At 48.8% G+C, this 25,087-nt stretch carries 19 protein-coding genes and 1 pseudogene; 15 read left to right on the top strand and 5 right to left on the bottom strand.

Features of this window, described 5'->3' with window-relative positions; genetic code table 11:
- Window positions 1-141 precede the first annotated feature (141 nt).
- The 12 genes from DW965_RS07885 to DW965_RS07830 all read left to right on the top strand — a co-directional run bounded on the left by DW965_RS07885 (window position 142) and on the right by DW965_RS07830 (window position 13,719).
- Window positions 142-1,083, top strand: a complete 942-nt coding sequence (locus tag DW965_RS07885) for an ABC transporter permease (RefSeq protein ID WP_022461554.1) — start codon at window positions 142-144, stop codon at window positions 1,081-1,083.
- Between the two features lie 19 nt (window positions 1,084-1,102).
- Window positions 1,103-2,014: a carbohydrate ABC transporter permease gene (locus DW965_RS07880; protein ID WP_119198226.1), complete on the top strand. Its 912-nt coding sequence runs from the start codon at window positions 1,103-1,105 to the stop codon at window positions 2,012-2,014.
- A 124-nt stretch (window positions 2,015-2,138) separates the two neighbouring features.
- The gene (locus DW965_RS07875; protein WP_118700359.1) at window positions 2,139-3,950 is read left to right on the top strand and encodes an extracellular solute-binding protein; all 1,812 of its coding nucleotides are present in this window, start codon (window positions 2,139-2,141) and stop codon (window positions 3,948-3,950) included.
- Between the two features lie 201 nt (window positions 3,951-4,151).
- Window positions 4,152-5,549, top strand: coding sequence for a glycoside hydrolase family 32 protein (locus DW965_RS07870; protein WP_119198225.1), 1,398 nt, complete (start codon window positions 4,152-4,154; stop codon window positions 5,547-5,549).
- Between the two features lie 32 nt (window positions 5,550-5,581).
- Window positions 5,582-6,949, top strand: a complete 1,368-nt coding sequence (locus DW965_RS07865) for a glycoside hydrolase family 32 protein (protein WP_055219204.1) — start codon at window positions 5,582-5,584, stop codon at window positions 6,947-6,949.
- Between the two features lie 26 nt (window positions 6,950-6,975).
- A complete protein-coding gene (locus DW965_RS07860; RefSeq protein ID WP_119198224.1) occupies window positions 6,976-8,481 on the top strand; it encodes a serine hydrolase domain-containing protein in 1,506 nt (501 codons plus the stop codon).
- 189 nt (window positions 8,482-8,670) lie between these two features.
- The gene (locus DW965_RS07855; RefSeq protein ID WP_119198223.1) at window positions 8,671-9,102 is read left to right on the top strand and encodes a helix-turn-helix domain-containing protein; all 432 of its coding nucleotides are present in this window, start codon (window positions 8,671-8,673) and stop codon (window positions 9,100-9,102) included.
- Window positions 9,060-10,160, top strand: a complete 1,101-nt coding sequence (locus DW965_RS07850) for a hypothetical protein (RefSeq protein ID WP_118666814.1) — start codon at window positions 9,060-9,062, stop codon at window positions 10,158-10,160. Before DW965_RS07855 ends, DW965_RS07850 begins: the two co-directional genes overlap by 43 nt.
- 142 nt (window positions 10,161-10,302) lie before the next feature.
- On the top strand, window positions 10,303-11,664 hold the full coding sequence (locus DW965_RS07845; RefSeq protein WP_119198269.1) for an MATE family efflux transporter: 1,362 nt from the start codon (window positions 10,303-10,305) through the stop codon (window positions 11,662-11,664).
- The gene (locus tag DW965_RS07840; RefSeq protein WP_330421022.1) at window positions 11,661-12,368 is read left to right on the top strand and encodes a threonine/serine exporter family protein; all 708 of its coding nucleotides are present in this window, start codon (window positions 11,661-11,663) and stop codon (window positions 12,366-12,368) included. Before DW965_RS07845 ends, DW965_RS07840 begins: the two co-directional genes overlap by 4 nt.
- Before the next feature lie 70 nt (window positions 12,369-12,438).
- Window positions 12,439-12,894 (top strand): threonine/serine exporter family protein, encoded by a 456-nt coding sequence (locus tag DW965_RS07835; protein WP_117761736.1) that lies wholly within the window; start codon window positions 12,439-12,441, stop codon window positions 12,892-12,894.
- A gap of 45 nt (window positions 12,895-12,939) precedes the next feature.
- Entirely contained in the window at window positions 12,940-13,719 is a 780-nt protein-coding gene (locus tag DW965_RS07830; protein ID WP_055219216.1) for a tRNA threonylcarbamoyladenosine dehydratase, read from the top strand.
- Between the two features lie 92 nt (window positions 13,720-13,811).
- On the opposite strand, the gene DW965_RS07825 is transcribed toward DW965_RS07830, so the two are convergent.
- The 5 genes from DW965_RS07825 to murC form a co-directional block, all read right to left on the bottom strand.
- Window positions 13,812-16,244 carry a GH36-type glycosyl hydrolase domain-containing protein gene (locus tag DW965_RS07825; RefSeq protein WP_118659506.1) on the bottom strand — a complete coding sequence of 811 codons (2,433 nt, stop codon included), beginning with the start codon at window positions 16,242-16,244 and terminating at the stop codon, window positions 13,812-13,814.
- Window positions 16,245-16,467: 223 nt separating this feature from the next.
- The gene (locus tag DW965_RS07820) at window positions 16,468-17,658 is read right to left on the bottom strand and encodes a ribose-phosphate pyrophosphokinase (protein ID WP_117802611.1); all 1,191 of its coding nucleotides are present in this window, start codon (window positions 17,656-17,658) and stop codon (window positions 16,468-16,470) included.
- Window positions 17,655-18,653 (bottom strand): ATP-binding protein, encoded by a 999-nt coding sequence (locus tag DW965_RS07815; protein WP_119198222.1) that lies wholly within the window; start codon window positions 18,651-18,653, stop codon window positions 17,655-17,657. Before DW965_RS07815 ends, DW965_RS07820 begins: the two co-directional genes overlap by 4 nt.
- A 21-nt stretch (window positions 18,654-18,674) precedes the next feature.
- Window positions 18,675-19,838, bottom strand: a complete 1,164-nt coding sequence (locus DW965_RS07810) for a DnaD domain protein (protein WP_119198221.1) — start codon at window positions 19,836-19,838, stop codon at window positions 18,675-18,677.
- A 535-nt stretch (window positions 19,839-20,373) separates the two neighbouring features.
- Window positions 20,374-21,765, bottom strand: a complete 1,392-nt coding sequence (murC, locus tag DW965_RS07805) for a UDP-N-acetylmuramate--L-alanine ligase (protein WP_119198220.1) — start codon at window positions 21,763-21,765, stop codon at window positions 20,374-20,376.
- Between the two features lie 560 nt (window positions 21,766-22,325).
- On the opposite strand from murC, the gene DW965_RS07800 reads away from it, so the two are divergent.
- The 3 genes and pseudogenes from DW965_RS07800 to spoVG all read left to right on the top strand — a co-directional run bounded on the left by DW965_RS07800 (window position 22,326) and on the right by spoVG (window position 25,032).
- Window positions 22,326-23,597 carry a glucose-1-phosphate adenylyltransferase gene (locus DW965_RS07800; protein WP_022463227.1) on the top strand — a complete coding sequence of 424 codons (1,272 nt, stop codon included), beginning with the start codon at window positions 22,326-22,328 and terminating at the stop codon, window positions 23,595-23,597.
- 1 nt (window position 23,598) lies between these two features.
- Window positions 23,599-24,714, top strand: coding sequence for a glucose-1-phosphate adenylyltransferase subunit GlgD (glgD, locus tag DW965_RS07795; RefSeq protein WP_119198219.1), 1,116 nt, complete (start codon window positions 23,599-23,601; stop codon window positions 24,712-24,714).
- A gap of 28 nt (window positions 24,715-24,742) precedes the next feature.
- Window positions 24,743-25,032: pseudogene (gene spoVG, locus DW965_RS07790) on the top strand (septation regulator SpoVG).
- Window positions 25,033-25,087: the final 55 nt, after the last annotated feature.

Below are 25,087 nucleotides of genomic sequence, written 5' to 3'. Positions count from 1 at the left end.
TGATTTGTTGACATTGGGCGAACTGCGTACTATGATACAGGTATGGAACAGGTTCCACAAGGCAAAGTGCCAAAACGGAAACGATGCAAATGTGGAACGAAAAGCGGTTGGTAAAGCTTTTAGAGAAATAAGGAGGGAACTATGAAGAAAAAAACGTCATCGCCGAAAACGGCAGAAAGTGGAAAATTGAAAAAAGCGCTCTCGTGCTGGCAGCTGTACATCCTGCTGATTCCTGCACTGATCTGGCTGATCGTTTTTGCTTACTATCCAATGTACGGCCTGATCATCGCCTTTAAAGATTTTAAAGGCCGCATGGGAATCATGGGAAGTCCGTGGGCAGATCCGATCTTCAAGTATTTCAAGATGTTCTTCAGTACCAGTATTGCCATGACGGCAATCAAGAACACGATCGTCATCAGTCTGGAGAGCCTGATCATCGGATTCCCGATTCCGGTTATCTTCGCACTCTTACTGAACCAGGTACAGAGAAGCGGACCGAGACGAATCATCCAGACCATCTCCTACGCACCGTACTTTATGTCAAACGTAGTTGTAGTCAGCCTGATTTCCGTACTGTTTTCCGCAAACGGTCTTGTAAACCACGCGGTTATGGGAGCCGGCGGAAAAGCAATCATGTTCACCAGCCTTCCGGAGTACTTCCGCAAACTTTTCATCGGAAGTAACATCTGGCAGACGATGGGATTCAACGCCATCATCTTCATCGCAGCACTGACCGCAATCAGCCCGGAATATTACGAAGCAGCAACGATGGATGGTGCTTCCAGATTTCAGAAGATCCTTTACATTGATTTACCTCTGATTATGCCGACCATCATCCTGATGCTGATCCTTCAGGTAGGTAACATTATGAACGTGGGATATGAGAAAGCTTATCTGATGCAGAACGGTACCAACACAACCGTCAGTGAGATCATTTCGACATACGTATACAAAGTAGGTCTCCAGACCGCACAGTACAGTTTTGCGACAGCCGTTGGCTTATTTAACTCCGTTGTAAACTTCATTATTCTGGTTATCACAAACGCAGTTGCAAAGAAGACCAGCGATATCAGTATTTTCTAAGAGTCAGGGGGCTTGAAAAATGGCAAATAATAACACTGTGAAAAAGAAAAAAGTAAAAATGAGTACGGGAGACAAGGTCTTTACTGTGATCAATACCGTTATCATGATCCTTGTCTGTATCGCAATTGTATATCCTCTGTACTACGTGCTTCTGGCATCTGTTACAGACCCGATTGTTGTAAGCTCCGGTAAATTCCTTCTCTATCCGGAAGCGTGGTACACCAACGGATATGAAACCACACTGAAATATCAGCCGCTCTGGACCGGCTATGCAAACACCATCAAGTATACCGTAATAGGAACGCTGATTTCCCTGGTCTGCACCATTCCGGCCGGCTATGCACTTTCCAGATACGATATGGTAGGAAGAAAACCAATCATGTTCCTGTTCACCTTCACGATGTTCTTCAGCGGCGGTATGATTCCGATGTACTTAACTGTACAGCAGCTGCACATCTACAACACAACATGGGCAATGATTCTTCCGGTAGCAGTATCCGCTTATAACCTGATCGTATGCCGCTCCTTCTTTGAAAGCGGTATTCCGGTCGAGCTTCTTGAAGCAGCAAAAATCGACGGCTGCAGCGACTTTGGATTTTTCTTCAAAATTGCAATTCCGCTGTCGAAAACGATCATCGCAGTTATGTGTCTGTTCTATGCGACTGCAATGTGGAACCAGTTCTTCAACGCGCTGATGTTCCTACAGGATGACAGCAAGATGCCTCTTCAGGTCGTTCTTCGAAATCTGGTACTGATGAATCAGTCCAACCAGATGGGAAGTAGTGCTTCTGAGATGGTAACAAAACAGAAACTGGCTGAGCAGTTAAAATACTGCGTTGTAGTTGTTTCTGCATTCCCGCTGCTGTGCGTATATCCTTTCCTGCAGAAATATTTCGCAAAAGGTGTTACAATCGGTGCAGTCAAGGGCTGATGCAGAACAGAAAATTTATTGTTGCAGAATTCATGGATATAGCAGACATGATTTATGTGTAGGAACACAAAAATACTAACGTATTTCACTGCCGGAAAAGGCAGCAAAATAAAGGAGGAACAATATGAAGAAAAAAATCGTATCCGTATTACTGGCAAGCCTTATGGTAACCAGCATGCTCGCAGGCTGTGGAAACAGCTCGGGCAGCTCAAGCAGCTCCGGTGCAGGAAGCACAGGAGGAGACACCACATCTGCATCCGGTACAGAGGCAGGTGACACAGGTCTCACAGCAGAAGAGCAGGAAGCAGTAGATGAGGGAATCATCCAGCTCGATGGTACTCTTCCGATCATCAAAGATCCGGCAAAATTCGAAGAGAAATACGGAAAAATTTCCGCTCTGATCGTAAACTCTGCAGACAGAACCGTAGAAGTAGGCGACCTGGCTATGTGCAAGAAATGGTTCGAGGACACAGGAGTAGAGTTTGACTGGCAGCCGATCCCGCAGGAGAGCGCAACAGAGAAAATCAACCTGATGCTTTCTTCCGGACAGGATCTTCCGGATGTATTCTGGAACTTCGGCGATGGTAAATCCGGAAACACCGTAGTTCAGTACGCAGACCAGGATGTATTCCTTCCAACCGAAGGCCTGATCGAAGAGTATATGCCGAACCTGAAAGCATTCCTCGATGACAATGAGCAGTATCAGCTTGAAATCACCGCTCCGAACGGCCATAAATATGGATTCCCGTACGTAGAGGAAATGAAAGGTCTTGTATTAACACCTGGACCATTCGTGATTAACAAAACATGGCTGGATAAAGTAGGCAAAGAAGTGCCGACAACCGTAGACGAGTGGGTAGACTGCCTGAAAGCATTCCGCGACGGCGGCGATCTGAACGGCAACGGCGAAGCTGATGAAATCCCAATGGCAACCTGGTTCGGTGCAACCGATACCTTTGGTTCCTACAACCTGTTCTATCGTTTCACAGGTGCATTCGGATGCGCTGACTCCTACTGCGGCGGAAATGCATATGCGGATCACTTAAGACTGGTTGATGGAAAAGTTACCTTCACTGCAACAGACGAAGCATTCAAGAAAACAGCAGAATTCTTCAATATGCTGTATGAAGAAGGACTGATCTGGAACGGCTCCTTCGAGGCAGACTCCAGTATGGCATTCAACGCTTCCCTGATCAAAGAGAACGTTGCAAAGATCGGTTCCTTCGGTGTTTGGGGCGATCAGGAAATTACAAACCAGGAAGTACATGATCAGTACGTAGCAGTTCCAAGACTGCAGGGCGAAGACGGTATGACCGGTTTCGAGTGTAACTACTCTGAGCTGCAGGATTCTTCCGATACAGCAATTACAACAACCTGCAAATTCCCGCACGTTGTTGCAAGATTTGTAGATTACATGGTAGGCGATCCGGAAATTTCTGTTACATCTAACTGGGGTGCAATCGGATACAACTATGAGAAAGACGAGGACGGCATTCTTCGTACACCACTTGATGAAAATGGAAACTACAAACCTCTGAATCCGGATTATAAGAACTTTGGTGAGGCTCGTGTAAACTCCACAACCTGCCGTGGTTCTATGATCGTTCAGAACGAGTACTATGACACCGTTTGCGGATACACCTTCGATGCTGTGAAACTTCTGGAGATGCAGAAAGAAAACGGTAAAGATGACATCATGGAAGAGTATGACACTATTCCGCGTGTTCTGATGACCCAGGAAGAGATTCAGCGTCTGGCACAGATTCAGCCGACCATCTCCGATATTGTTGATCGTTACATCACCACATGGGTAACCGGCGGCGTTGATGATGCAAGCTGGGATTCCTATAAAACAGAGCTGGAAGGCGCTGGCTTGAATGAACTGGTTGAGATTTACCAGGGCGCAGTAGATCGAGCAGCTTCTGCAGCAAACTAAAAATCGGGCGAAAAGCGATTACGAAAAAAACAGTAACGTAAACGATTTGCAATTGATGTTCTACAACTAAAGAAATTCTAAAGGTGGCCATGTTGTATCCCATATAACATGGCCATATTTAAAAAGAAGACTATTTCGTTCTTATTTCTTTTTTGTTGAAGTTTCAAATGGAAAAAGATAAAATAGGAAAAGAGGGATTACATGAGTAAACAGGGAAAAAGAGATTTTAGACCGAACATTCATTTTACACCGGAGAAAAACTGGAACAACGATCCAAATGGACTGATTTATATCGATGGTATCTGGCACCTGTATTATCAGCACAATCCAAATGACGTTGTATGGGGACCGATGCACTGGGGTCATGCAGTATCGAAAGACCTGATTCACTGGGAGCATCTGCCGATCGCATTGTACCCGGATGAGATCGGAACGATGTACTCCGGAAGTATGGCATACGATGAAAATAACACAAGCGGATTTGCGAAATACGGTGAGAAGCCGATGGTGGCTGTCTACACGGCGCACAATATGGAAACAGGCCTGGAGCAGCAGTGTATTGCATACAGTCTGGATCAGGGAAAGCATTTTGAAAAATATTATGGCAACCCGGTGATCAAAAACCCGGGCGCACCGGATTTCCGTGATCCGCGCGTCTTCTGGAATGATAAAAAGGACTGCTGGAGCCTTGTTCTGGCATCCGGCGATCACGCAGAGTTTTACGCATCCCAGGATTTGAAAAACTGGAAGAAAACAGGCGAGTTCGGTGTCGGTGTCAATAAAGTGCCGACCGTATGGGAATGCACCGATCTGATCCGTGCTAAAACAGGAAATGAATTTGACGGATTCAAATGGATTCTGATAGTCAGCATGATACATCCGGGAACCGAAGGCCGTGCCAATATACAGTATTTCGTCGGCGATTTTGATGGAGATACCTTCCAGTGCACCGAGATCACAGACGAGCCGCTGTGGATTGATTTCGGATTCGACAACTATGCCGGCGTAACGTATGGAAACTACGACCGCCCGGTTTACCTTGGATGGGGCGTTAATCCTCTCTACGCGAACTTTGTTCCGACCGGTGAGTATTCCGGTCTGATGACACTGCCAAGAGAACTTTCGCTTTGTGAGACCGATGAGGGCTACCGCCTGAAAACAAAACCGTTCGGGATCGATGAGTACCGTGCGGGTGCCTTCCCGATCGGAAATCAGAAGCCGCTGCTGACCGAGAGCTTTGGACTTCTCGTGCAGGGCAATTTCGGAAGAATTGCACTGAAAAACAGCAGAGGTGAGGAAGTAGTCATCGAAGTGACGGTGGACAGCATCACGGTGGACCGCTCTAAGAGCGGCGACCTTAGTTACTTTGAGGATGTAGATCCGAAGCTCTTCAAAAAAGAGGATCTGCTGGTATCTACAACAAAACGTTACATGCGCGGAAATGTCAACATGGAGATTATTTTTGACGTTTCCTATCTGGAGATTTATGCAGATGGTGGTCTGGAGACCGCTTCCGTATGCGTTTACCCGGATGCTCCGTATCAGGTGGTTTCCACAGACGGAGATCTGGAAGTGAAAATGTACACCATTAAAAAATAGGGGATATGTTTATTTTGGGAGGTTTTACAAAAATGATGAAAAAAAGAGATTATAGACCGAAAATCCATTTTTCGCCGGAAAAAGGCTGGATGAATGATCCGAATGGCATGGTTTATGTAGATGGCGTGTACCACTTCTTTTATCAGAAGTACCCGTATGATACCAGCTGGGGACCGATGCACTGGGGCCATGCAACATCACGCGACCTGATTCACTGGGAGCATCAGCCGATCGCACTTTATCCGGATGAACTGGGATTTATCTTTTCGGGAAGTGCTGTGTATGATACGCAGAATTCTTCTGAGTATGGTACCAATGAAAACCCGCCGATCATTGCTATTTATACCAGCCATCACAAGGACGGTTTGGAACAGCAGAGTATTGCATACAGCAATGATAAGGGCCGGCATTTTGAAAAGTCATATCTGAATCCGGTCATCAAAAACCCGGGAATTTCCGATTTCCGTGACCCGAAAGCGTTCTGGAATCCGGTCAGAAGATGCTGGAGTCTTGTTCTTGCAGCGCAGGACCGTGTCTTCTTCTACGCATCCCAGGATATGAAAAACTGGGAGAAAACAGGAGAATTCGGACCGGAAGGAAATCATGTGAAGGGGGTGTGGGAATGCCCGGATCTGTTCCCGATTGAGTATAAGGGGAAAAATGTATGGGTTCTTGTTGTCAGCATGACAAAAGCCTCCGAGGACGACCACTGCAAAATGCAGTATTTCCTGGGTGATTTCGATGGAGAAAAATTCCTCTGCACCTATCCGTCCGATGAGCCGAGATGGCTGGATGAAGGCTTCGACAACTATGCAGCCGTTACATTCCAGAATGCGAAAGATGTTCTGCTGATGGGATGGGGTATGAACTGGCAGTATGCAGCACAGACTCCGACAGAAGAGTACTGTGGCCAGGCAACCCTGGCGAGAAAGCTGTCCCTGACAGAAGTAGATGGTGCGCTGACCCTCGTGGCTGCTCCGGCCGGACTGGAAAAATTTCGCCACAGCAGCTATCCGATCGAGAATCATACAACGATCCGCACAGAGACCTTTGGACTGAAGGTTTCCGGAAAAGGAGATGCGAAAATTTGCCTGAAAAACTCAGTAGGACAGAAATTGAAGATTTATGTAACTGACACCAAAATCACGGTTGACCGTACCATGGCGGGCTACAAAGAATTCAGTGAGCACTTCATGACGGAAAAATATTCCATCAGCACCGCAGCGAGAAAGAAAGACGGAGCATGGAATCTGGAGCTTGTTTTTGATGTTTCTATTCTGGAACTGTTTGCTGAGGACGGCGTAGATGCTATTTCCACAGTGGTTTATCCGGAGACACCGTACGACCGTGTAAGCTGGAAGGGCGATCTTTCTGTCGAACTTTACGAAATTGATGCATAAGGGCTGCGAGAAAGGGGAAAAGCAAAATGGGATACTTTAAAGATGTGACACCGGAATCAGCTGGAATCAGCTCCAAAGGAATTTTGAATTTTCTCGACCGGATGGAAGAAAGCCAGATTGAGCTGCATAGCTTTATGGTGATCCGCCATGGACAGTGTGCAGCGAAGGGCTGGTGGAAGCCGTATGATGAAAAATTCCGTCATCCACTGTATTCGTTCAGCAAATCGTTGACAGCAACGGCGATTGGTTTTGCCGAGCAGGAGGGAATCTTATCGCTGGATGAGAAAATTGTCGATATCTTTCCGGACCTGCTGCCGGAAAATCCATCCGAAAATCTCAAAAAAATCACGCTGCATCACCTGCTGATTATGGGGTGCGGCCACGAGACGGAGATTATGGACAATTCCGAAAACTGGATTTCTACCTTTCTTCATCATCCGGTGCTCCATGAGCCGGGAACGTTTTATAAATACAATACAGCCGGAACCAACATGCTGGCTGCCGTTCTGCGGAAAAAAACGGGACAGAATGTTACAGAGTTTCTGAAATCCCGTCTGCTGGAGCCGCTTGGCATCACATCCCTTACCTGTGCATTGCTCGGAGACGGAACGGAGCTCGGTGGAGGCGGTATGAAGATGGTAACGGAGGATATGGCAAAATTCACGTATTTTCTGTCCAGACAGGGTGAGTGGGAAGGAAAGCAGCTGCTTCGAAAAGACTGGTTTGAACGCGCCTGCCGCAAGCAGATTGAGACGGAGGGCGATTCGGAAGGCCACGTAAAAGACTGGGCGCAGGGCTACGGCTATCAGTGCTGGATGTGCCGTTATCCGGGCTCCTTCCGCGCAGATGGTGCGTACGGTCAGTTCGGCGTTGTGTTCCCGGATCTCGATCTGATTGTGATCCTGACAACAGCAACAGAACAGACGCAGGAGGAGCTGAGTGCACTGCAGGAGGAACTGATCCCGTATGTGAAGAAAGAGGCAGGAGAGCTGCCGCCGTCCCCGCTTGCCGGTGCGGTAAAAGAGCGTACCGCGCAGCTGGCACTGCAGCCGCGCAGAGGAACGAGAAATCCGTTTATGGAAGAAAAGGTAAGTAAGCATGTTTATGTATCTGTTCCGCTGATGGACAACCAGCAGCTGCCGGATTCTGCAGAAATTCTGATCGGCGGAAGCGGCCTGTTTTCGCTGGAGACAAGTCCGATTCAGGAGATGCGATTCGCTTTTGGCTGCGATAAGATGTACTGGAAAGTACAAGAAGGCGGGAAAGAAAAGGAATTTGTCCTCTCCATGCGCCGGGATTTCGCCTATAGTGAAGCGGATGACCATATTTATGCTGGTTCTGCTGCATGGCGTACGCTAAATACGCTCGAGATGGAGATTCGGCGGATGGACGGTTTGAGTGGTGGCCGCATGATCGTCAGATTCCAGGAGGAAAATCTTCTGCTGGAGGCAGAGGATACGCTGATTAGTGTCGGTGGACTCGGTATTTCACCACGTCAGGCACTGACTGTATTTGGAATAAAAAAAGATTAAACAGGTCGAAAGAGAGAAAAACCGGCGGAATTTTCCGTCGGTTTTTCCATAACAGTGTGAAAATCCTGTAAAAAAAGAAAAACGATATGCAAAGCCGAACGGAAGAATTGCCAAGTCTCCCTGAATATGGTAAACTTTTACCTATATTGGAAAAGAATCGACGCAAAATATCGAGATACAGGAGGCTCTATGTCAGTTTTTTCAGATTTATTATCCGAATATATCACCATGAAAGATGTCGGGGTTTACCCGCTTTCGCAGTTCTGCGGACTCGATCGTTCTTCCATGTATAAGATCATCAATGGAAAACGAAATCCGTCCGGGGAGGATGTTGTGCGGAAGATGGCACAGTTCATGCAGCTGACGCCACGGGAAAAAACAGATTTCATGGATGCATTTTACATTACCCAGATGGGTGAAGAGGTTTATTACCGGCGCAAATCAGTCGGAGAACTGATTGAAACGTTCAGCTGCCGCGAGGGGAAAAAGGAATATATCTTCCATGAGGCGGAGATTGCAAAACTGGAATTGAACGGGGGGGGGGTAGCGGAGAGATTCCCTTTCGGGGCACAGTGCATGTGCGGCATGCAATTTTGCAGCTGTTTTTCGGTGAAGCTGTAAAAGAAGACGGAAAAATTTCCGTTCTGGTCCAGCCGGACTTCGATTTTGCCATGGAACTTCTGCAGGTATTCGGGGAACAGAACCCGAATTTGACGATTCAACATCTGTTCTGCATGAACAACAACGAGAAGATGGTTTCGATGCGGAAAAATTACAACCTGAGTTGTCTGCAGAAAATTCTCCCGATCTGTGCCTGCGGCTGCGATTACCGTGCGCGGTACTACTACGACAATGTGACGGCACGGCTGAATGAGTTCCGCCTTTTCCCGTACCTCATCCTGACGGAGCACTGTGCGCTTGCTTTCAGCGCCGATTACCAGAATGCACTTTTGTTCCGGGAGGAGACGACGCTGCGGATGATGCGCGAGATGTTTGAAGGCTATTTCAAACAGTCGGAGCCGTTGTTTGAACGTCTTGACACGGTACAGTCCCAGCTTGGCTATACGGAAACACTGATTCGTCACTTTATCGCATCAGATTCCCCGCGGTATTTCTTCCAGAGAATGCCGTGTCTTTCCGGCCTTCTGACAGCAGAAATGCTGGAGCGCCATCTCGTAAAAGAAATGCCGGGGCGTGAGCAGATGATACGGGCGGTTGCACAGTACGCAAAGGTGATGCAGACACAGGTACTGGATAAAAAAACGACGATGTTTTTTTCAGAGGATGGCATCAAAAGTTTCCTGGAAACGGGGCGCGTGGATGAGTATCCAAAAGAATGCTATTCTCCGCTGGACTTTGACGAGCGTATCGCCCTGATCCGCCGCTTTCTGGCGCTGCGGGATCGCGCAAATCTTCGTATGATCCGGGAAACGAAAGAGAGAGCAGAGCATGCGCTGAATATTTCGGTCAATGCAAACGAGGGCTATCTTCTGTTCCAGACGCGGACAGAGCGGCTGATTTACCTCGGTATCCGGGAGCCAAGCGTTCTTATGGCATTCTACGATTACCTGGAATCCATGAAACCGGAAGAACTCTGCACGGAAGAGGAGATGCTGGAACGTGTCGAAGCCATTCTGCATGAATTTGTGGCTTGTCATTCCAGAGAAGGTTCGATATAATAGAAAAAAGGATATTTCCAAACCGGTCATCTCGGGTGAGTTCCGGTGCGTGTCTGCTGAAAAGAAGGCTGGACACGCACCGGGCGGGAACCTGCGGATGACCGGTTTTGACTGTACGAAAAAGAAATGGGGGTTTTTACGAATGAGTACAGAAAGTAAAACAAGAATGACGGAGGGCAGTATTTCAAAAAAGATGATTCTGTTTGCGATCCCGCTGTTCCTTGGCAATCTGTTCCAGCAGTTGTACAATACGGCCGACTCGCTGATTGTAGGAAATTTTCTGGGAAGCAACGCGCTGGCAGCGGTCAGCTCTTCGGGCAATCTGATCTTTCTGATGGTTGGTTTTATTAACGGTATCGCAATGGGCGCAGGCGTCGTCATTGCAAGGTATTACGGAGCGAAAAACCGGGAAGATCTGCAGAAAGCGATCCATACGACCGTGGCGTTCGGCCTGGCGGCCGGTGCAGCGCTGACGGTGCTTGGCATGTATCTGGCGCCGAAAATCCTCGTGCTGATGGGAACGCCGTCCGATGTCCTGCCGCAGTCCGTCGAATATTTCCGTACCTATTTTGCAGGATCTCTTGGTTTTATCATGTATAACATTTTCGTCGGCATCCTGCAGTCCGTTGGCGACAGCCGTCACCCGCTGATCTATCTGATCGTATCGTCGTGCATCAATGTTGCGCTCGATCTGCTTTTTATCGGCGGCCTTGGCCTTGGGGTCGGTGCGGCAGCGCTTGCAACGGTCATTTCCCAGTTTACAAGTGCGATTCTCTGTATGATCCATCTGCTGCGGACGAAGGAAGAGTATCGTCTTTCCATCCGCAAAATCCGCTTCGACGGCAGAGTGCTCGGTGAAATCATCCGCAATGGTGTGCCGTCCGGTTTCCAGAACTCGGTTATTTCGATCGCAAACGTTTTCGTGCAGACGAACATCAATGCATTCGGGAAAATGGCGATGGCAGGCTGCGGTTCATATGCAAAAATCGAGGGCTTTGCATTCCTTCCGGTTACATGCTTTACGATGGCATTAACGACGTTTGTCAGCCAGAATCTCGGTGCAAAACAGTATGACCGGGCGAAAAAAGGAGCGCGGTTTGGCATTCTCTGTTCCATTACCATCGCCGAGCTGATCGGGTTTGTGATCTATGCGGCCGCACCGACTTTGATTGCGGCGTTTAACAGCGATCCGGCCGTTGTCCATTACGGCGTGATGCAGGCGAGAACGATTGCACTGTTTTATTTTCTGCTGGCGTTTTCTCATTGCATCGCGGCTGTGCTCCGCGGTTCCGGGCACGCCGCGGTTCCCATGGTTGTCATGCTCTGCGTCTGGTGCCTGTTCCGCGTCAGCTACATTACCGTGACGGTCCGGCTGATCCCGGATATCCGCGTGATTTTCTGGGCTTACCCGCTGACCTGGAGTATCAGTTCTGTCATTTTCCTGTATCTGTTTTTGAAAGGAAAATGGGTATACGGTTTTGAAAAAGGAGGAAAACAAAGATGAACGCAGAATCGACGAGAGAAGCGCTTGATGTGGCATCGCTGGCGGGAGACATCCTGCTGGCGAGCGGCGCGGAAATCTTTCGTGTGGAGGAGACGATCGACCGCATTGCGCGGGCGTATGGCGTTGACTCCAGCGATGCGTTTGTGTTGAGCAGTGGTATTTTCCTGACAGCTGAGAGCGGAAAAAAGCAGGAATTTGCCCGCGTGCGTCACATTCCGCTGTCGGCGGCGCGGCTCGACAAGGTAACGGCAGTCAACCAGCTCTCCCGTGAAATCGAGGAGGGTCTGCACATGCCGAAGGAGGCGAAGGCCTGGCTGCTCGATATTCAGCGGATGCCGGACAAACCAAGATGGCACCAGGTGCTTGCATCCGGTGTCGGAAGCGCCTGTTTCTGTTTTCTGTTCGGCGGCGATGTGGTGGACAGCATGGTAGCGTTTCTGTCGGGCTTTGTTCTGTATTTCTATCTGCTGTACCTGCTGCGTGGCAGAATGTCAAAGATTGCGACGAATATTTCCGGCGGCGCGCTTGTCACGCTGATTGCCGTTTTTCTGTATCAGGCGGGGATTGGGCACCATCTGGACAAGGTCATCATCGGTTCGATTATTCCGCTGGTGCCCGGGGTCAATTTCACGAATGCTATTCGTGATATCGCGGATCAGACTACATCGCGGGCTCGGTGCGGATGCTCGATGCACTGCTTGTGACGTTCTGCATTGCGCTCGGCGTCGGACTGATTATCACAGGATATCATCAACTGGCGGGAGGGCTGCAGCTATGAGTGATACCATTCGTTTGATTGCGGAATTTTTTGCCGCCTGCGTCGGAACGATTGCGTTTGCGCTGCTGTTCCAGGTGCCGCGGAAATACTACCTGTACTGCGGACTGGCAGGTGCCTGCGGCTGGATCTGCTATAAACTGATCCTCCCGCATACGACAGAGCCGGTGTCCATCTTTTTTGCAACGGTGCTCGTCATCCTTCTGTCGCGCAGCTTTGCGGTGTACAAGCGCTGCCCGGTAACGGTATTTCTGATTGCGGGTATTTTCCCGCTGGTGCCGGGAAGCGGCATCTACTGGACTGCTTTTTACGTGGTAACCAATGATCTGGAGCGCGCCGGTGCAAGAGGATTTCTGACACTGAAGGATGCAGTTGCGATTGTGCTTGGCATTCTCTTTGTTTTTGAGTTTCCGCAGAGCTGGTTCCGTAAGGTGTTGACAGACAAAAGCAAATAACCTATTATTGTAGTAGAGATTATAAGCAAGGAGGAAGGAAAACAAATGGCATTAAATCAGTTTTCCAGAACACAGCTTCTGCTCGGACAGGAGAGCATGGATCTTCTGGCGGATGCAACCGTTGCCGTTTTCGGTATCGGCGGCGTGGGCGGCTATACCGTGGAGGCGCTGGCAAGAAGCGGTGTCGGCCATTTTGTGCTGGTAGACGATGATAAGGTCTGCCTCACCAACATCAACCGTCAGATTATTGCGACGAGAAGCAGTGTCGGAAAATATAAAGTAGACGTAATGAAAGAACGCATTCTGGATATCAATCCGAAAGCGGAGGTAGAGGTATACAAATGCTTTTATCTGCCGGAAAATGCGGACGATTTTGATTTTTCGAAGTATTCATACGTGGTGGATGCTGTTGATACCGTGACAGCGAAGATTGAGATTATCATGCGCGCCAAAGCGTGCAATGTGCCGGTCATCAGCTGCATGGGAGCTGGAAACAAGCTGGACCCGACGAAGTTCCGCGTGGCGGATATCTATAAAACGAACATGTGTCCGCTGGCAAAGGTCATGCGGCGTGAGATGAAAAAACGCGGCGTGAAGAAACTGAAAGTGGTCTATTCAGAGGAAAAATCCCTCCGTCCGCTTGAGGATATGAGCATCAGCTGCCGGACAAATTGCATTTGTCCTCCGGGAGCTGCAAGAAAATGCACGGAGCGGCGTGATATCCCGGGCAGCGTAGCGTTTGTGCCGTCCGTAGCAGGACTGATTCTGGCGGGAGAGGTCATCAAAGATCTTTCCGGTGTCAGAGAGAGACGGCAGTTACCGTAAGAAAACATAAGAATAAAAGGGACGAGCCCCGGAAAAGCAGTTGTGCTTTCCGGGGCTCGCCTTATGTTTATGGAGATTTGAAATTTGAAAAATTACATTACGGCAACAACATCATATTCGGTGCAGCCTTCGGTGAGCGGAATCAGATTTCCTTCTACTGCGGTTCCGTTTACCGTGAGGGAAGAAATACCTTTCTCCCTGTGCTCCGGATTCTGGAAGGTGATGTTATACCATGCACCGCGGAAGTATCTGCGGATCTTGAACTCTTCCATATCGGACGGAATACACGGATTTAAGGAAAGTCCGTCGTAATCCGGCTGAATGCCGAGGATGTACTGGGAAACATTGACAAAAGTCCATGCGGCAGTACCGGTCAGCCAGGAGTTCTTTGCCTCACCGAAGTGGGCAGCGTCTTTTCCGGCGATCATCTGAGAGTAGACGTACGGCTCGGTGCGGTGGATCTCGCTGATGTCCTCAATGTAAGCCGGGCAGATCTTGCGGTACAGATCAAATGCGCGGTTTCCGTGGCCGACAACGGTCTCAGCGATGGAGATCCATGGGTTGTTGTGGCAGAAGATACCAGCATTCTCTTTGTATCCCGGCGGATAGGAGGAAACCTCACCAAGATTCAGGTAATACTTGGTGTAAGCCGGCTGCAGAAGAACAACGCCATATTTGGTTTCCAGAATATTTTTGACAGAAGTCAGTGCTTTTTCAGCCAGTCCCTCTTTGACGCCGATTTCAGCAAGAACACAGAAGCCCTGCGGCTCGATATAGATCTTGCCTTCCTCACATTCCTTGGAGCCGACTTTTTCACCTGCAGCGTCATACGCACGCAGGAACCACTCGCCGTCCCAGCCTGCATCGAGCACTGCCTGGTAAACTTTTTCGACTTCTTTTTCTGCGTAAACAGCTTCTTCCTCATTGCCTCTGCGGCGGCAGATGGCTGCGTACTCTTTGCCGTATTTTACGAACATAGCGGCGATGAAAATGGACTCAGCAACCGGTCCCTCGGAAGGTCCTGTCGTCTGGAACGGTTCGCCCGGCTCTGCAGAGAAGCAGTTCAGGTTCAGACAGTCATTCCAGTCTGCACGGCCGATGAGCGGCAGTTTGTGCGGTCCGAGATGGGTTACGGTAAAGTCGAAGGAACGTTTCAGGTGCTCCATCAGAGGCTGAGCCTTGGTGGAATCGTTGTCGAAATCAACCTGCTCGTCGAGAATAGAGAAATCTCCGGTCTCTTTGATATAGGCGGCACATCCGGCGATCAGCCAGAGCGGGTCATCGTTGAAGCCGCTTCCGATATCCATGTTTCCTTTTTTCGTCAGTGGCTGGTACTGATGGTATGCGCTTCCGTCTTCAAACTGGGTAGCGGCAATATCGAGCAGACGCTCTCTTGCGCGGTCCGGGATCAGATGAACGAAGCCGAGCAGATCCTGGCAGGAGTCACGGAAGCCCATGCCACGGCCGGTGCCGGACTCAAAGTAGGATGCGGAACGGGACATGTTGAAGGTAACCATACACTGATACTGGTTCCAGATGTTGACCATGCGTCCCAGTTTTTCATCTGCACAGGAGAGCGCATATTTTGCCAGCAGGCCTTCCCAGTAGGAAGCAAGCTCTGCAAGTGCTGCGTCAACCTGCTCGTCGGTCTGATAGTGGGAGAGCATCTCTTTTGCCGGCTTTTTGTTGATCACGCCAGGAGCTTCCCATTTGTCATCCGCTGCATTCTCACAGTAGCCGAGAACAAAGATAAAGGAGCGGGACTCGCCTGGTTTTAAGGTAACGTCGATGTGGTGGGAACCGATCACACCCCATCCGCTGGCGACGGTGTTGCCTGCAGTGCCGCGAAGAACCGTCTCCGGGCGGTCATTTCCGCGGTAAGCGCCAAGGAAAGCGTCGCGGTCGGTATCGTATCCGTCGATCGGGCAGTTGACTGCATAAACAGCGTAATGTCTGCGGCGCTCGCGGTACTCAGTTTTGTGGTAAATCTCAGAACCCTGGATCTCAACTTCGCCGATGCTGAAGTTTCTCTGGAAGTTGGTCATATCGTCCACGGCGTTCCAGAAGCAGAACTCTACAAAAGAAGTCAGAGCCAGTGTTTTTTCTTCGGTGCCGTTGTTGGTCAGCATGAGACGGTTTACTTCGCAGGAATCTGCCAGCGGAACAAAAGCGGTCAGTTCAGCGGCAACTAAGTTTTTGGAAGAAACAAAGCGGCTGTAGCCAAGGCCATGATGGCACTCGTAGGAATCGAGCGGCGTCTGGGTCGGCTGCCAGCCCGGGTTCCAGACGGTATCGCCGTCCTTGATGTAGTAGTAGCGTCCGTTCTGATCGAGCGGCGTATCGTTATAACGGTAACGGGTCAGACGCAGAAGTTTTGCGTCCTTGTAGAAGCTGTATCCGCCGCAGGTATTGGAAATCAGAGAAAAGAAGTTCTCAGATCCCAGATAGTTGATCCACGGAAGCGGAGTCTTCGGGCTTGTGATGACATACTCTTTTTTCGCATCATCAAAATGTCCAAATTGCATGTGTGATACCTCCTTCGTCGTACAATGTAATTTCATTATACAGCCGAAAAAAGAAAAAACTAGCAAGAATTTGCTAAAAATATAAAAAAACGCCGAAACCGTTTTCGTGACAGTTTCGGCGTTTGTGGATATTCACGAATTGTTCCGCGATTCTGCAAATATTCGGAATCCGCTGGCGCTACTTCCTCATGTTTGGCGGGTTCCAAATTCGAACCCTGGAATATCAGATCTTCTCGTGATTCTTAAATTTCTTAATAACTTTCTGAATACGATCCGCCGGATCCAGCAGTCCGCTGATGGAGGCGTCGTGATTCAGCTTGTCGATAATCAGTGCGATATATTTGCTCAGGTCGCAGCTGATGTAGTACTCGCGGGAGAGAAGTTCCGGTGTCTGGTATACGACGTTGGTGGTCAGAACTTTTGTGAACAGTCCTTCCTCATAAGCCTTGTCGAATTTATCCAGGCCGCTGGTGAACAGTCCGAAGGTCGAGCACATATAAATGTTGCGTGCCTCACGATCCTTTAAGAGTTTGGCAACTTCCAGCATACTCTCGCCAGAGGAGATCATATCGTCGATGATGATCATATCCTTACCTTTGACATCAGCACCGAGGAACTCATGGGCAACGATCGGGTTGCGTCCGTCAATGATGGTAGAGTAGTCGCGGCGTTTGTAGAACATACCCATGTCAACACCGAGGTTGTTTGCCATGTAGATAGCACGGCCCATACCGCCCTCATCCGGGCTGATGACCATCAGATGATCCTTGTCGAGCTTCATATCCGGTGCATTGCGCAGGATGTTTTTGATGAACTGGTAAGCCGGCTGGATGGTTTCAAATCCATGCAGCGGAATCGCGTTCTGGACACGCGGGTCGTGGGCGTCGAAGGTGATGATGTTTTCTACGCCCATAGCAGTCAGCTCCTGCAGACCAAGTGCGCAGTCGAGAGACTCTCTTCCAGATCTCTTGTGCTGGCGGCTCTCATACAGGAATGGCATAATGACATTGATTCTGCGGGCTTTTCCACCGATGGCTGCGATGACACGCTTCAGATCCTGGAAGTGGTCGTCCGGAGACATGTGGTTGGTGTAGCCGCACAGAGAATAGGTCAGGCTGTAGTTGCAGACATCGAGCAGAATGTAGATATCGTCACCGCGGACAGATTCGTTGATGATACCCTTTGCCTCGCCTGAACCGAAACGCGGAACCTGAGACTGGATAATGTAGCTGTCACGCTCATATCCTTCATAGGCAGCGACATATTTTTCCGCAAATTCATTGCCGCGTCCCTTTCTCCAGCTGACCAGATAATCGTCGACCTTTTTTCCAAGTGCGGCGCTGCTGTTCAGCGGGATCAGTCCCAGTCTTCCGATTGGCAGTGTGTCAAAATGTCCTTCAGTTCCCTTACTCATGCTTTGGTTCCTCCCAAAAGTTTTTTCTGGATCCGAATATCGTTTCCAAAAAGTTTAATGATGGTGTAGTTACTTGAAATTCGTGAAAAGGTACGTTCCGAGTACGTCTCCATGAAGCGGTCAAGGGGCAGGTTCGTGGAGATGATCGTCGATTTCTTCCGCAGGATGCGTTCGTTGATGCAGAGAAAGAGCTGGGAAGAGACGAAGCTGTTGGTCAGTTCCGTACCTAAATCATCGATGATCAGAAGATCGCAGTCAAAGATATTGGCGTGAGCGTCTTTTGCTTCTTCTGAACTGGAAAAGGTGTAGCGTGCAAACAGGTCAAACAGATCAAATGCAGTAAAATAAATCACACAGAACGACTGCTCGATCAGCTCGCGGGCAATACAGTGCGAAAGAAACGTTTTTCCGACACCGGTGTCGCCGTAAAAGAAGAGATTTTCAAACGACGAGCCGAAATTGCGGACGAACGCCTGGCTTTTTTCGAGCGCGGCAGCAGCGGCCTCGCGGGAAGTGAGCGGTGTTCCGGTACTGGTCAGGCTGTCCGAGTAGTAATCCAGAGAGAACTGGCTGAAATTTTCGGCTTTCAGAAGCTCCTCCACGTTGGACTGCCGGTACAGAAGATCGACGGCAGCTTTTTTGAAGCAGGCGCATTTCTGCGTGCCGTTGATGTAGCCGGTGTCGCGGCAGAGCGGGCAGTCATACGTCAGCTCGAGATAGTCTGCCGGGTAGCCGTGCATGGAAAGGAGCGCCGCGCGTTCCTGGGAACGGTCACGGATGGCAGCATTCAGGTCGAGATCCATGGAAGCGTCTCCGTTCAGCATCGCTTTTGCTTTCCGAACCGAGAGGGATGCAATCTCGGCGTCGATTTCCGCAAGGCGCGGAATCTTTTCATAAGCAATGCGGATGTGCGCCTGCTGTTCTCTCTGGTGGCGGAGCTGCCGTTCGTTGTACATGCGCATAATCGCATCGTATTGCGGGTTTGTCAGTGCCATAGTTGTTTCGTCCTCCGGGCGTTATTTCAGAAGCTGTTCTTCTAACTTCTGGTAGTCGTATTCTCTCTGATGGAAATTGTTGAAGCGGTTACTTGAAGCAGCGGGAGCGGTTTTTCGTGCCGCATTCTGATCAGAAGCGGTTTTCTTCCTTTTCTGGTGCTCCGCATCGCGCTGTTCGACGTCTGCCATGGAGCGGACGCCCTGTTCCTTCCATTTGGAGAGAATGCCTTCCGCGTACTGGAAGCTCGGCTGGCCGATCTTGGAAACGGTGCGCTGACAGGCTTCGGTGATAAGATCAATCGTAAAACCGTAGGTATTCAGCCAGCGGTCCATCATCTCGGCTTCTTTTTCCACTGGTGCGCGGTTGCGGATGCCGAATGCTTTCAAAATTGTGTAGTAATGTTTGTTGAATGTCGTGGTCTCCTGTTTGGCAGAGGCAACATCGCGGATTCCGCTTTCCTGCCAGGCGAGTCCTACCTTTTTCAGGTAGTGGATGCTGGTGCTTCCCTTCGAAACACAGTATTCCACCAGGTATTCCAGAAGATCCGCGGAAAAGTGGAGATCATCATAGAAAAACATGATGCATTCGATTTCCGTCGGCGACAGAAGATGACCGAAATACGTCTGCGCAACGTAAAGAACGTGCTGCAGTTCTTCGCGGCTGCCGGGAGCGTGTTTTTTTTCTGCTGACTGTCTGGAAATACCGGAACTGGAAAGATCATCTGCCGGAGAAGAGGCAGATGGGGCAGAAACGGCCGGCTGTGGTGATGGAGCCGGGGTCTGTTCCGTCTGCGGGATTTCAACGGATACAGCAGAAACAGCCGGTGCAGCCGCAATCGGGCCGGAAATCGAGGATTCCGGTGTTGGAAGGATTCCGCTTTCTTCCTTCCGGACAAGCGGCAGAAAGGCGATTCCGGTCGGAACGCTTTCCCCAGTGGTGTAGGAGAGCGAGAGGAGTCCCTGCTTCTCCCAGTATTTCAGCGCCCGGACGATATCGTTTTCCGTGCAGGAAAAAAAATCTGCCATCGATGACAGAGTGGAATCCTGCTGATGGTCTTTGACCAGCTTCAGCAGATAAAGGTACACTTTTACAAATTCTCCGTTGGCTGCGGGCATATATTGTTCCAGAAAAAGATCCGGCACAGCAGTCACACTGGCCAGGCAGTCATTGTTTAATGTCAGCATACTCAAAATTACACCATCCTGTTCTTATCGTGCGGCAGATTTTTACTTTTAGCGATCTGTTTTTTATTATACGTCTTGCCTTCTCATACACAACCAAGTATAACACAGTATTTTCGACAAGTGAATAGGTGTTTTGCGGAAAAAACATTCCGGGAAAAAGGCACGGTGGATGAAAAAGGACTGTGGACAATGTGGATAATGTGGAGAAATCCGTTTTGTGAAATATTATCATCTACCAAAAATGTTGAAAAATGGAGGAAAACAGGGAAGTATAGGACTTTCTGGTGATATCGTTATGTAAACAAAGTTATACACAGGGAATCCACATTGTGTGGATCGTAAAAATGTGTATAAAATTGTGGACAATGTGGATAACTCTGAAAACAGGCGAAAATACAGGAAAATAGCTGTGAATAAAAATGTGCGTAACTATTTGGCGAAAAGACAGATTGTGTGGATTCGGAGCAAAAAAAGACCCTGTGGAAAAAAGGAAAACTCCATTTCCACAGGGAGCAGGTAAAGCGAAAGAATGATTTTATTTTTCGGAAGCAAGAAGCTCCTCACCGATTTTTACAACGTCTCCGGCACCCATGGTGATCAGCATGTCGCCCTCGGCAAGATTTTCGTTCAGATAGTTTTCGATTTCCGCAAAGGATGGGAAATATTCGCAGGCAGTGCCGAGTTTTACAATGCGCTCCTGGATATCTTTGGAGGAGATGCCGAGCGTATCGGTTTCTCTGGCTGCGTAAATATCGGCGAGAACCACATGGTCTGCCAGGGAAAGAGCGGCGGCGAAATCATCGAGCAGCGCTTTCGTTCTGGTGTAGGTATGCGGCTGGAAGACGCACCACAGTGTTCTGTGCGCACAGTTTTCAGCGGCTTCCATCGTTGCACGGATTTCGGTTGGATGATGCGCATAATCGTCGATCACCTTTGCTCCGTGGTATGTACCCTTATACTGGAAACGGCGGTCGGTTCCGCGGAAGGTGGAAAAGCCTTCATGGATGGCGTTTTCCGGCAGCTGCAGTTCATCGGCCAGTGCAATGGCAGCCAGGGCGTTGGAAACGTTGTGAAGTCCCGGAACCATCAGCGTGTAGCGACCGCGCAGCTCGCCACGGCAGATGCAGTCGAAGGACGGGTGATCGAACTCATCGTAGGTGATGTTGGCAGCGGTATAATCAGCGACAGCCTGATTCTCCAGCGCGTAGGTGACAATTTTGCAGCCAAGGCCTTCGGTTACGTAATCGTATTTCGGCGTATCGGCGTTGATAATCAGCATGCCGTCGGCCGGGAGCAGACGGGCAAATTCGCGGAAGGAATGGCGGATATCATCAATATCCTTAAAAAAGTCAAGATGATCCGCATCCATATTGAGGATGATGCCGATTTTCGGGAAGAAACTTAAGAAACTGTTGGTGTACTCACATGCTTCGGTCAGGAAAGTTTCGGAATGGCCGACACGGATATTTCCGCCGATGGACGGAAGAATACCGCCGACAGAAATCGTTGGGTCACAGTCGGCTGCCATCAGAATGTGGGAGAGCATGGAGGTTGTCGTCGTCTTTCCGTGGGTACCGGAAACGGCGATCGGCGTATTGTAGTTGCGCATGATCTGTCCAAGCAGTTCAGCACGGGTCAGCATCGGAATGCCTGCAGCTTTGGCGGCGGCAAATTCCGGGTTGTCCGGGTGGATCGCTGCGGTGTAAACGACAAGGTCGATGCCAGGAATGATATTTTCCGCCTTCTGGCCGTAGAAAACCTGTGCGCCAAGAGAAGTCAGGTGGCGGGTCAGGTCACTTTCCTTTGCATCGGAACCGGAAATCGTAAAATTTTCTTTTAAAAGAATTTCAGCAAGGCCGCTCATGCTGATGCCGCCGATGCCGATAAAATGTATATGGATTGGTTTACTGAAATCTACTTCGTACATAGTATCTCCTTCAATGTGTCTTTTCACTGAATTGGGGAAATTTTCTCAATTAATCATAGGAAAGAACAGAGTAAAATCCAAAGCCGTTTCCCCGGAATCCGGCCGGAACTGTTCTGGCTAATAGTATACACGTATTTGCCGGAAAAGTAAAAGAAAAAAAGCAAAGGAAAAGGAAAATGAAATAAAAAATAATAAATAAACATTATGGAGCAGACTATGTGCAAAATGCAATGTTGCAAAATGAAAACGACGGGAAGTGACAAAAACTGGTAAAAAAAATAAACGGATTGTCGAAAATTGTTGAAAATCATGATGCGATTCTGGCAAGTTGAAAAATGTATAGTCAAAAGCAATAAAATATAAGAAAAAAATAAAGAAAAATTATAAAAAACGTTCACAATGTGACGGAAGTGTGGTATAATTTACCTTGTAGTTATCAAAGAAGTGCGTGGATATGAAAAGCCAGGACCGACAGGGGATCATTTCTGAAGGCAGACAGGAAGTATGCCGTACATTCTTACAGTTACTGCAAATCTTTAGATACGACAAGAGGTGATTGCATGATTAAGAAAGAGATGATAGCAATGCTGCTGGCAGGCGGCCAGGGAAGCCGTCTCGGTGTGCTCACGGAGAAAGTGGCAAAACCGGCAGTAGCATTTGGCGGAAAGTATCGAATCATCGACTTCCCGCTCAGTAATTGTATCAATTCAGGAATTGATACGGTAGGTGTACTGACCCAGTATCAGCCGCTGCGGCTGAATACCCATATCGGAATCGGTATTCCGTGGGATCTCGATAAAAACGAAGGCGGCGTAACCGTTCTGCCGCCATACGAAAAAAGTACAAACAGCGAATGGTATACAGGAACTGCAAATGCAATTTACCAGAACATGGCTTATATGGAAACATACAATCCGGAATATGTTCTGATTCTTTCCGGCGACCACATTTACAAAATGGATTACGAGGTGATGCTTGACTATCACAAAGCAAACCACGCAGATGTGACCATCGCATGTATGCCGGTACCGATCGAAGAAGCAAGCCGTTTCGGTGTCATGATCACAGACGGAAACGGAAGAATTACCGAATTTGAAGAAAAACCGGAGCACCCGAGAAGCAACCTCGCTTCTATGGGTATCTATATTTTCAGCTGGAAAGCATTAAAGGAATCTCTGACAGCCCTGAAGGATCAGCCGAGCTGTGACTTCGGAAAACACATTCTGCCGTACTGCCGCGACAACGGAAAACGTCTGTTTGCGTATGAGTTCAACGGCTACTGGAAAGATGTCGGAACGCTTGGCTCATACTGGGAAGCAAATATGGAGCTGATCGATATTATTCCGGAATTCAATTTATATGAGGAATTCTGGAAGATCTATACCAAAGGTGATATCATCCGGCCGCAGTATGTTTCCGGGGACGCTGTCATCGACCGCTGTATTATCGGCGAGGGCGCTGAAATCTACGGAGAGGTACATAATTCCGTCATCGGTGCGGATGTGCGCATTGAAAAGGGTGTTGTTGTAAGAGATTCTATTATTATGCGCCACAGCACAATCGGCGAGGGAACCCAGGTCAATAAAGCCATTATTGCAGAAAACGTACATGTCGGCAAACATGTTGTGATGGGCGTTGGCGAGGAAGCGCCGAACGTCTTAAAACCGAATATTTACGGATTCGGACTTGTGACCGTTGGAGAAAAGGCAGTCATTCCGGATGGCGTAACCATTGGAAAGAATGTCTGCATTTCCGGCGAAACTTCCCTTGAGGATTACCCGGATGGCACACTTCCGTCCGGCGGAGCAATTGTAGAAAAGGACGGTGAGTAATATGAGAGCATTGGGAATTATTCTTGCAGGCGGTAACAACAACAAAATGAGAGAGCTGTCCAATAAAAGAGCCGTTGCAGCTATGCCGGTCGCAGGCAGCTTCCGCAGCATCGATTTTGCGCTGTCAAGCATGGCAAACTCTCATATTCAGAAGGTGGCTGTCCTGACACAGTACAACGCCAGATCCTTAAATGAACATTTGAGCTCTTCCAAATGGTGGGATTTCGGAAGAAAACATGGCGGTCTGTTTGTATTTTCTCCAACCGTTACATCAGATAACAGCTGGTGGTACCGTGGAACGGCAGACGCGATCAGTCAGAACCTGAGCTGGCTGAAAAACAGCCATGAACCGTACGTAGTCATCGCATCGGGAGATGGCGTATACAAACTGGATTTCAATAAGGTACTGGAATATCATATTGCAAAACGTGCGGATGTTACTGTGGTATGCACGGATTCCAAGGAAGCAGATACCAGCCGCTTCGGCGTCCTGAAGATGAATGAGGACTGCCGCATCGAGGAGTTCGAGGAAAAACCGATGGTTTCGAGCTCCAATGTGATCTCTACCGGTATCTATGTCATCCGCCGTCGCCAGCTGATCGAAATGATTGAGCGCAGCGCACAGGAAGACCGTTACGACTTTGTAAAGGATATTTTAATCCGTTACAAAAACCTGAAACGGATTTACGGATACAAGATCAATACCTACTGGAGCAACATTGCTACCGTAGATTCCTATTACAGAACCAACATGGATTTCCTGAAACCGGAGGTAAGAGATTACTTCTTCGGCCAGTATCCGGGCATCTACTCCAAGATCGACGATCTTCCGCCGGCAAAATACAATCCTGGCTGTGTAGTGAAAAATTCTCTTGTATCCAGCGGCTGTATCATCAACGGACAGGTTGAGAACTCTGTTTTGTTCAAGAAGGTATATGTTGGAAACAATTGTGTGATTAAAAATTCTATCATCTTAAATGATGTATATCTCGGAGACAACACTCACATTGAAAACTGTATTGTGGAGAGCAGGGACACCATCCGTGCAAACTCCTATCACTGTGGGGAGGACGGCATCAAAATTGTTGTCGAGAAAAACGAAAGATACGCCATCTGATTATGGGGTGAAAGGGGCATAAAAGTTTATGAACATTACAGACGTAAGAGTACGCAAGGTGACAAAAGAGGGAAAAATGAAGGCGGTTGTGTCTATCACAATCGATGACGAATTTGTCGTACATGATATCAAGGTAATCGAAGGAGAAAAAGGACTGTTCATCGCAATGCCGAGCCGTAAGGTACGGACGGGGAGTACCGCGATATCGCACATCCGATCAACTCTGGAACCAGAGAAAAAATCCAGACTATTATCCTGAAACAGTACGAACAGGCGATGGCAGAAGCGGAAGCAGAGGAAGCTGCTGCAGAGGCCTGAGCAAAAAGGAAGAAAGAATGCCCCCGGGCGGAAAACGGAAGTGGTTACGTTTTCC

This window comes from Blautia sp. AM47-4 (assembly GCF_003479865.1).
GTDB lineage: Bacteria > Bacillota > Clostridia > Lachnospirales > Lachnospiraceae > Fusicatenibacter > Fusicatenibacter saccharivorans.
The sequence above is the reverse complement of the archived record's forward strand: the minus strand, read 5'-3'. Positions and strand labels throughout refer to the sequence as shown.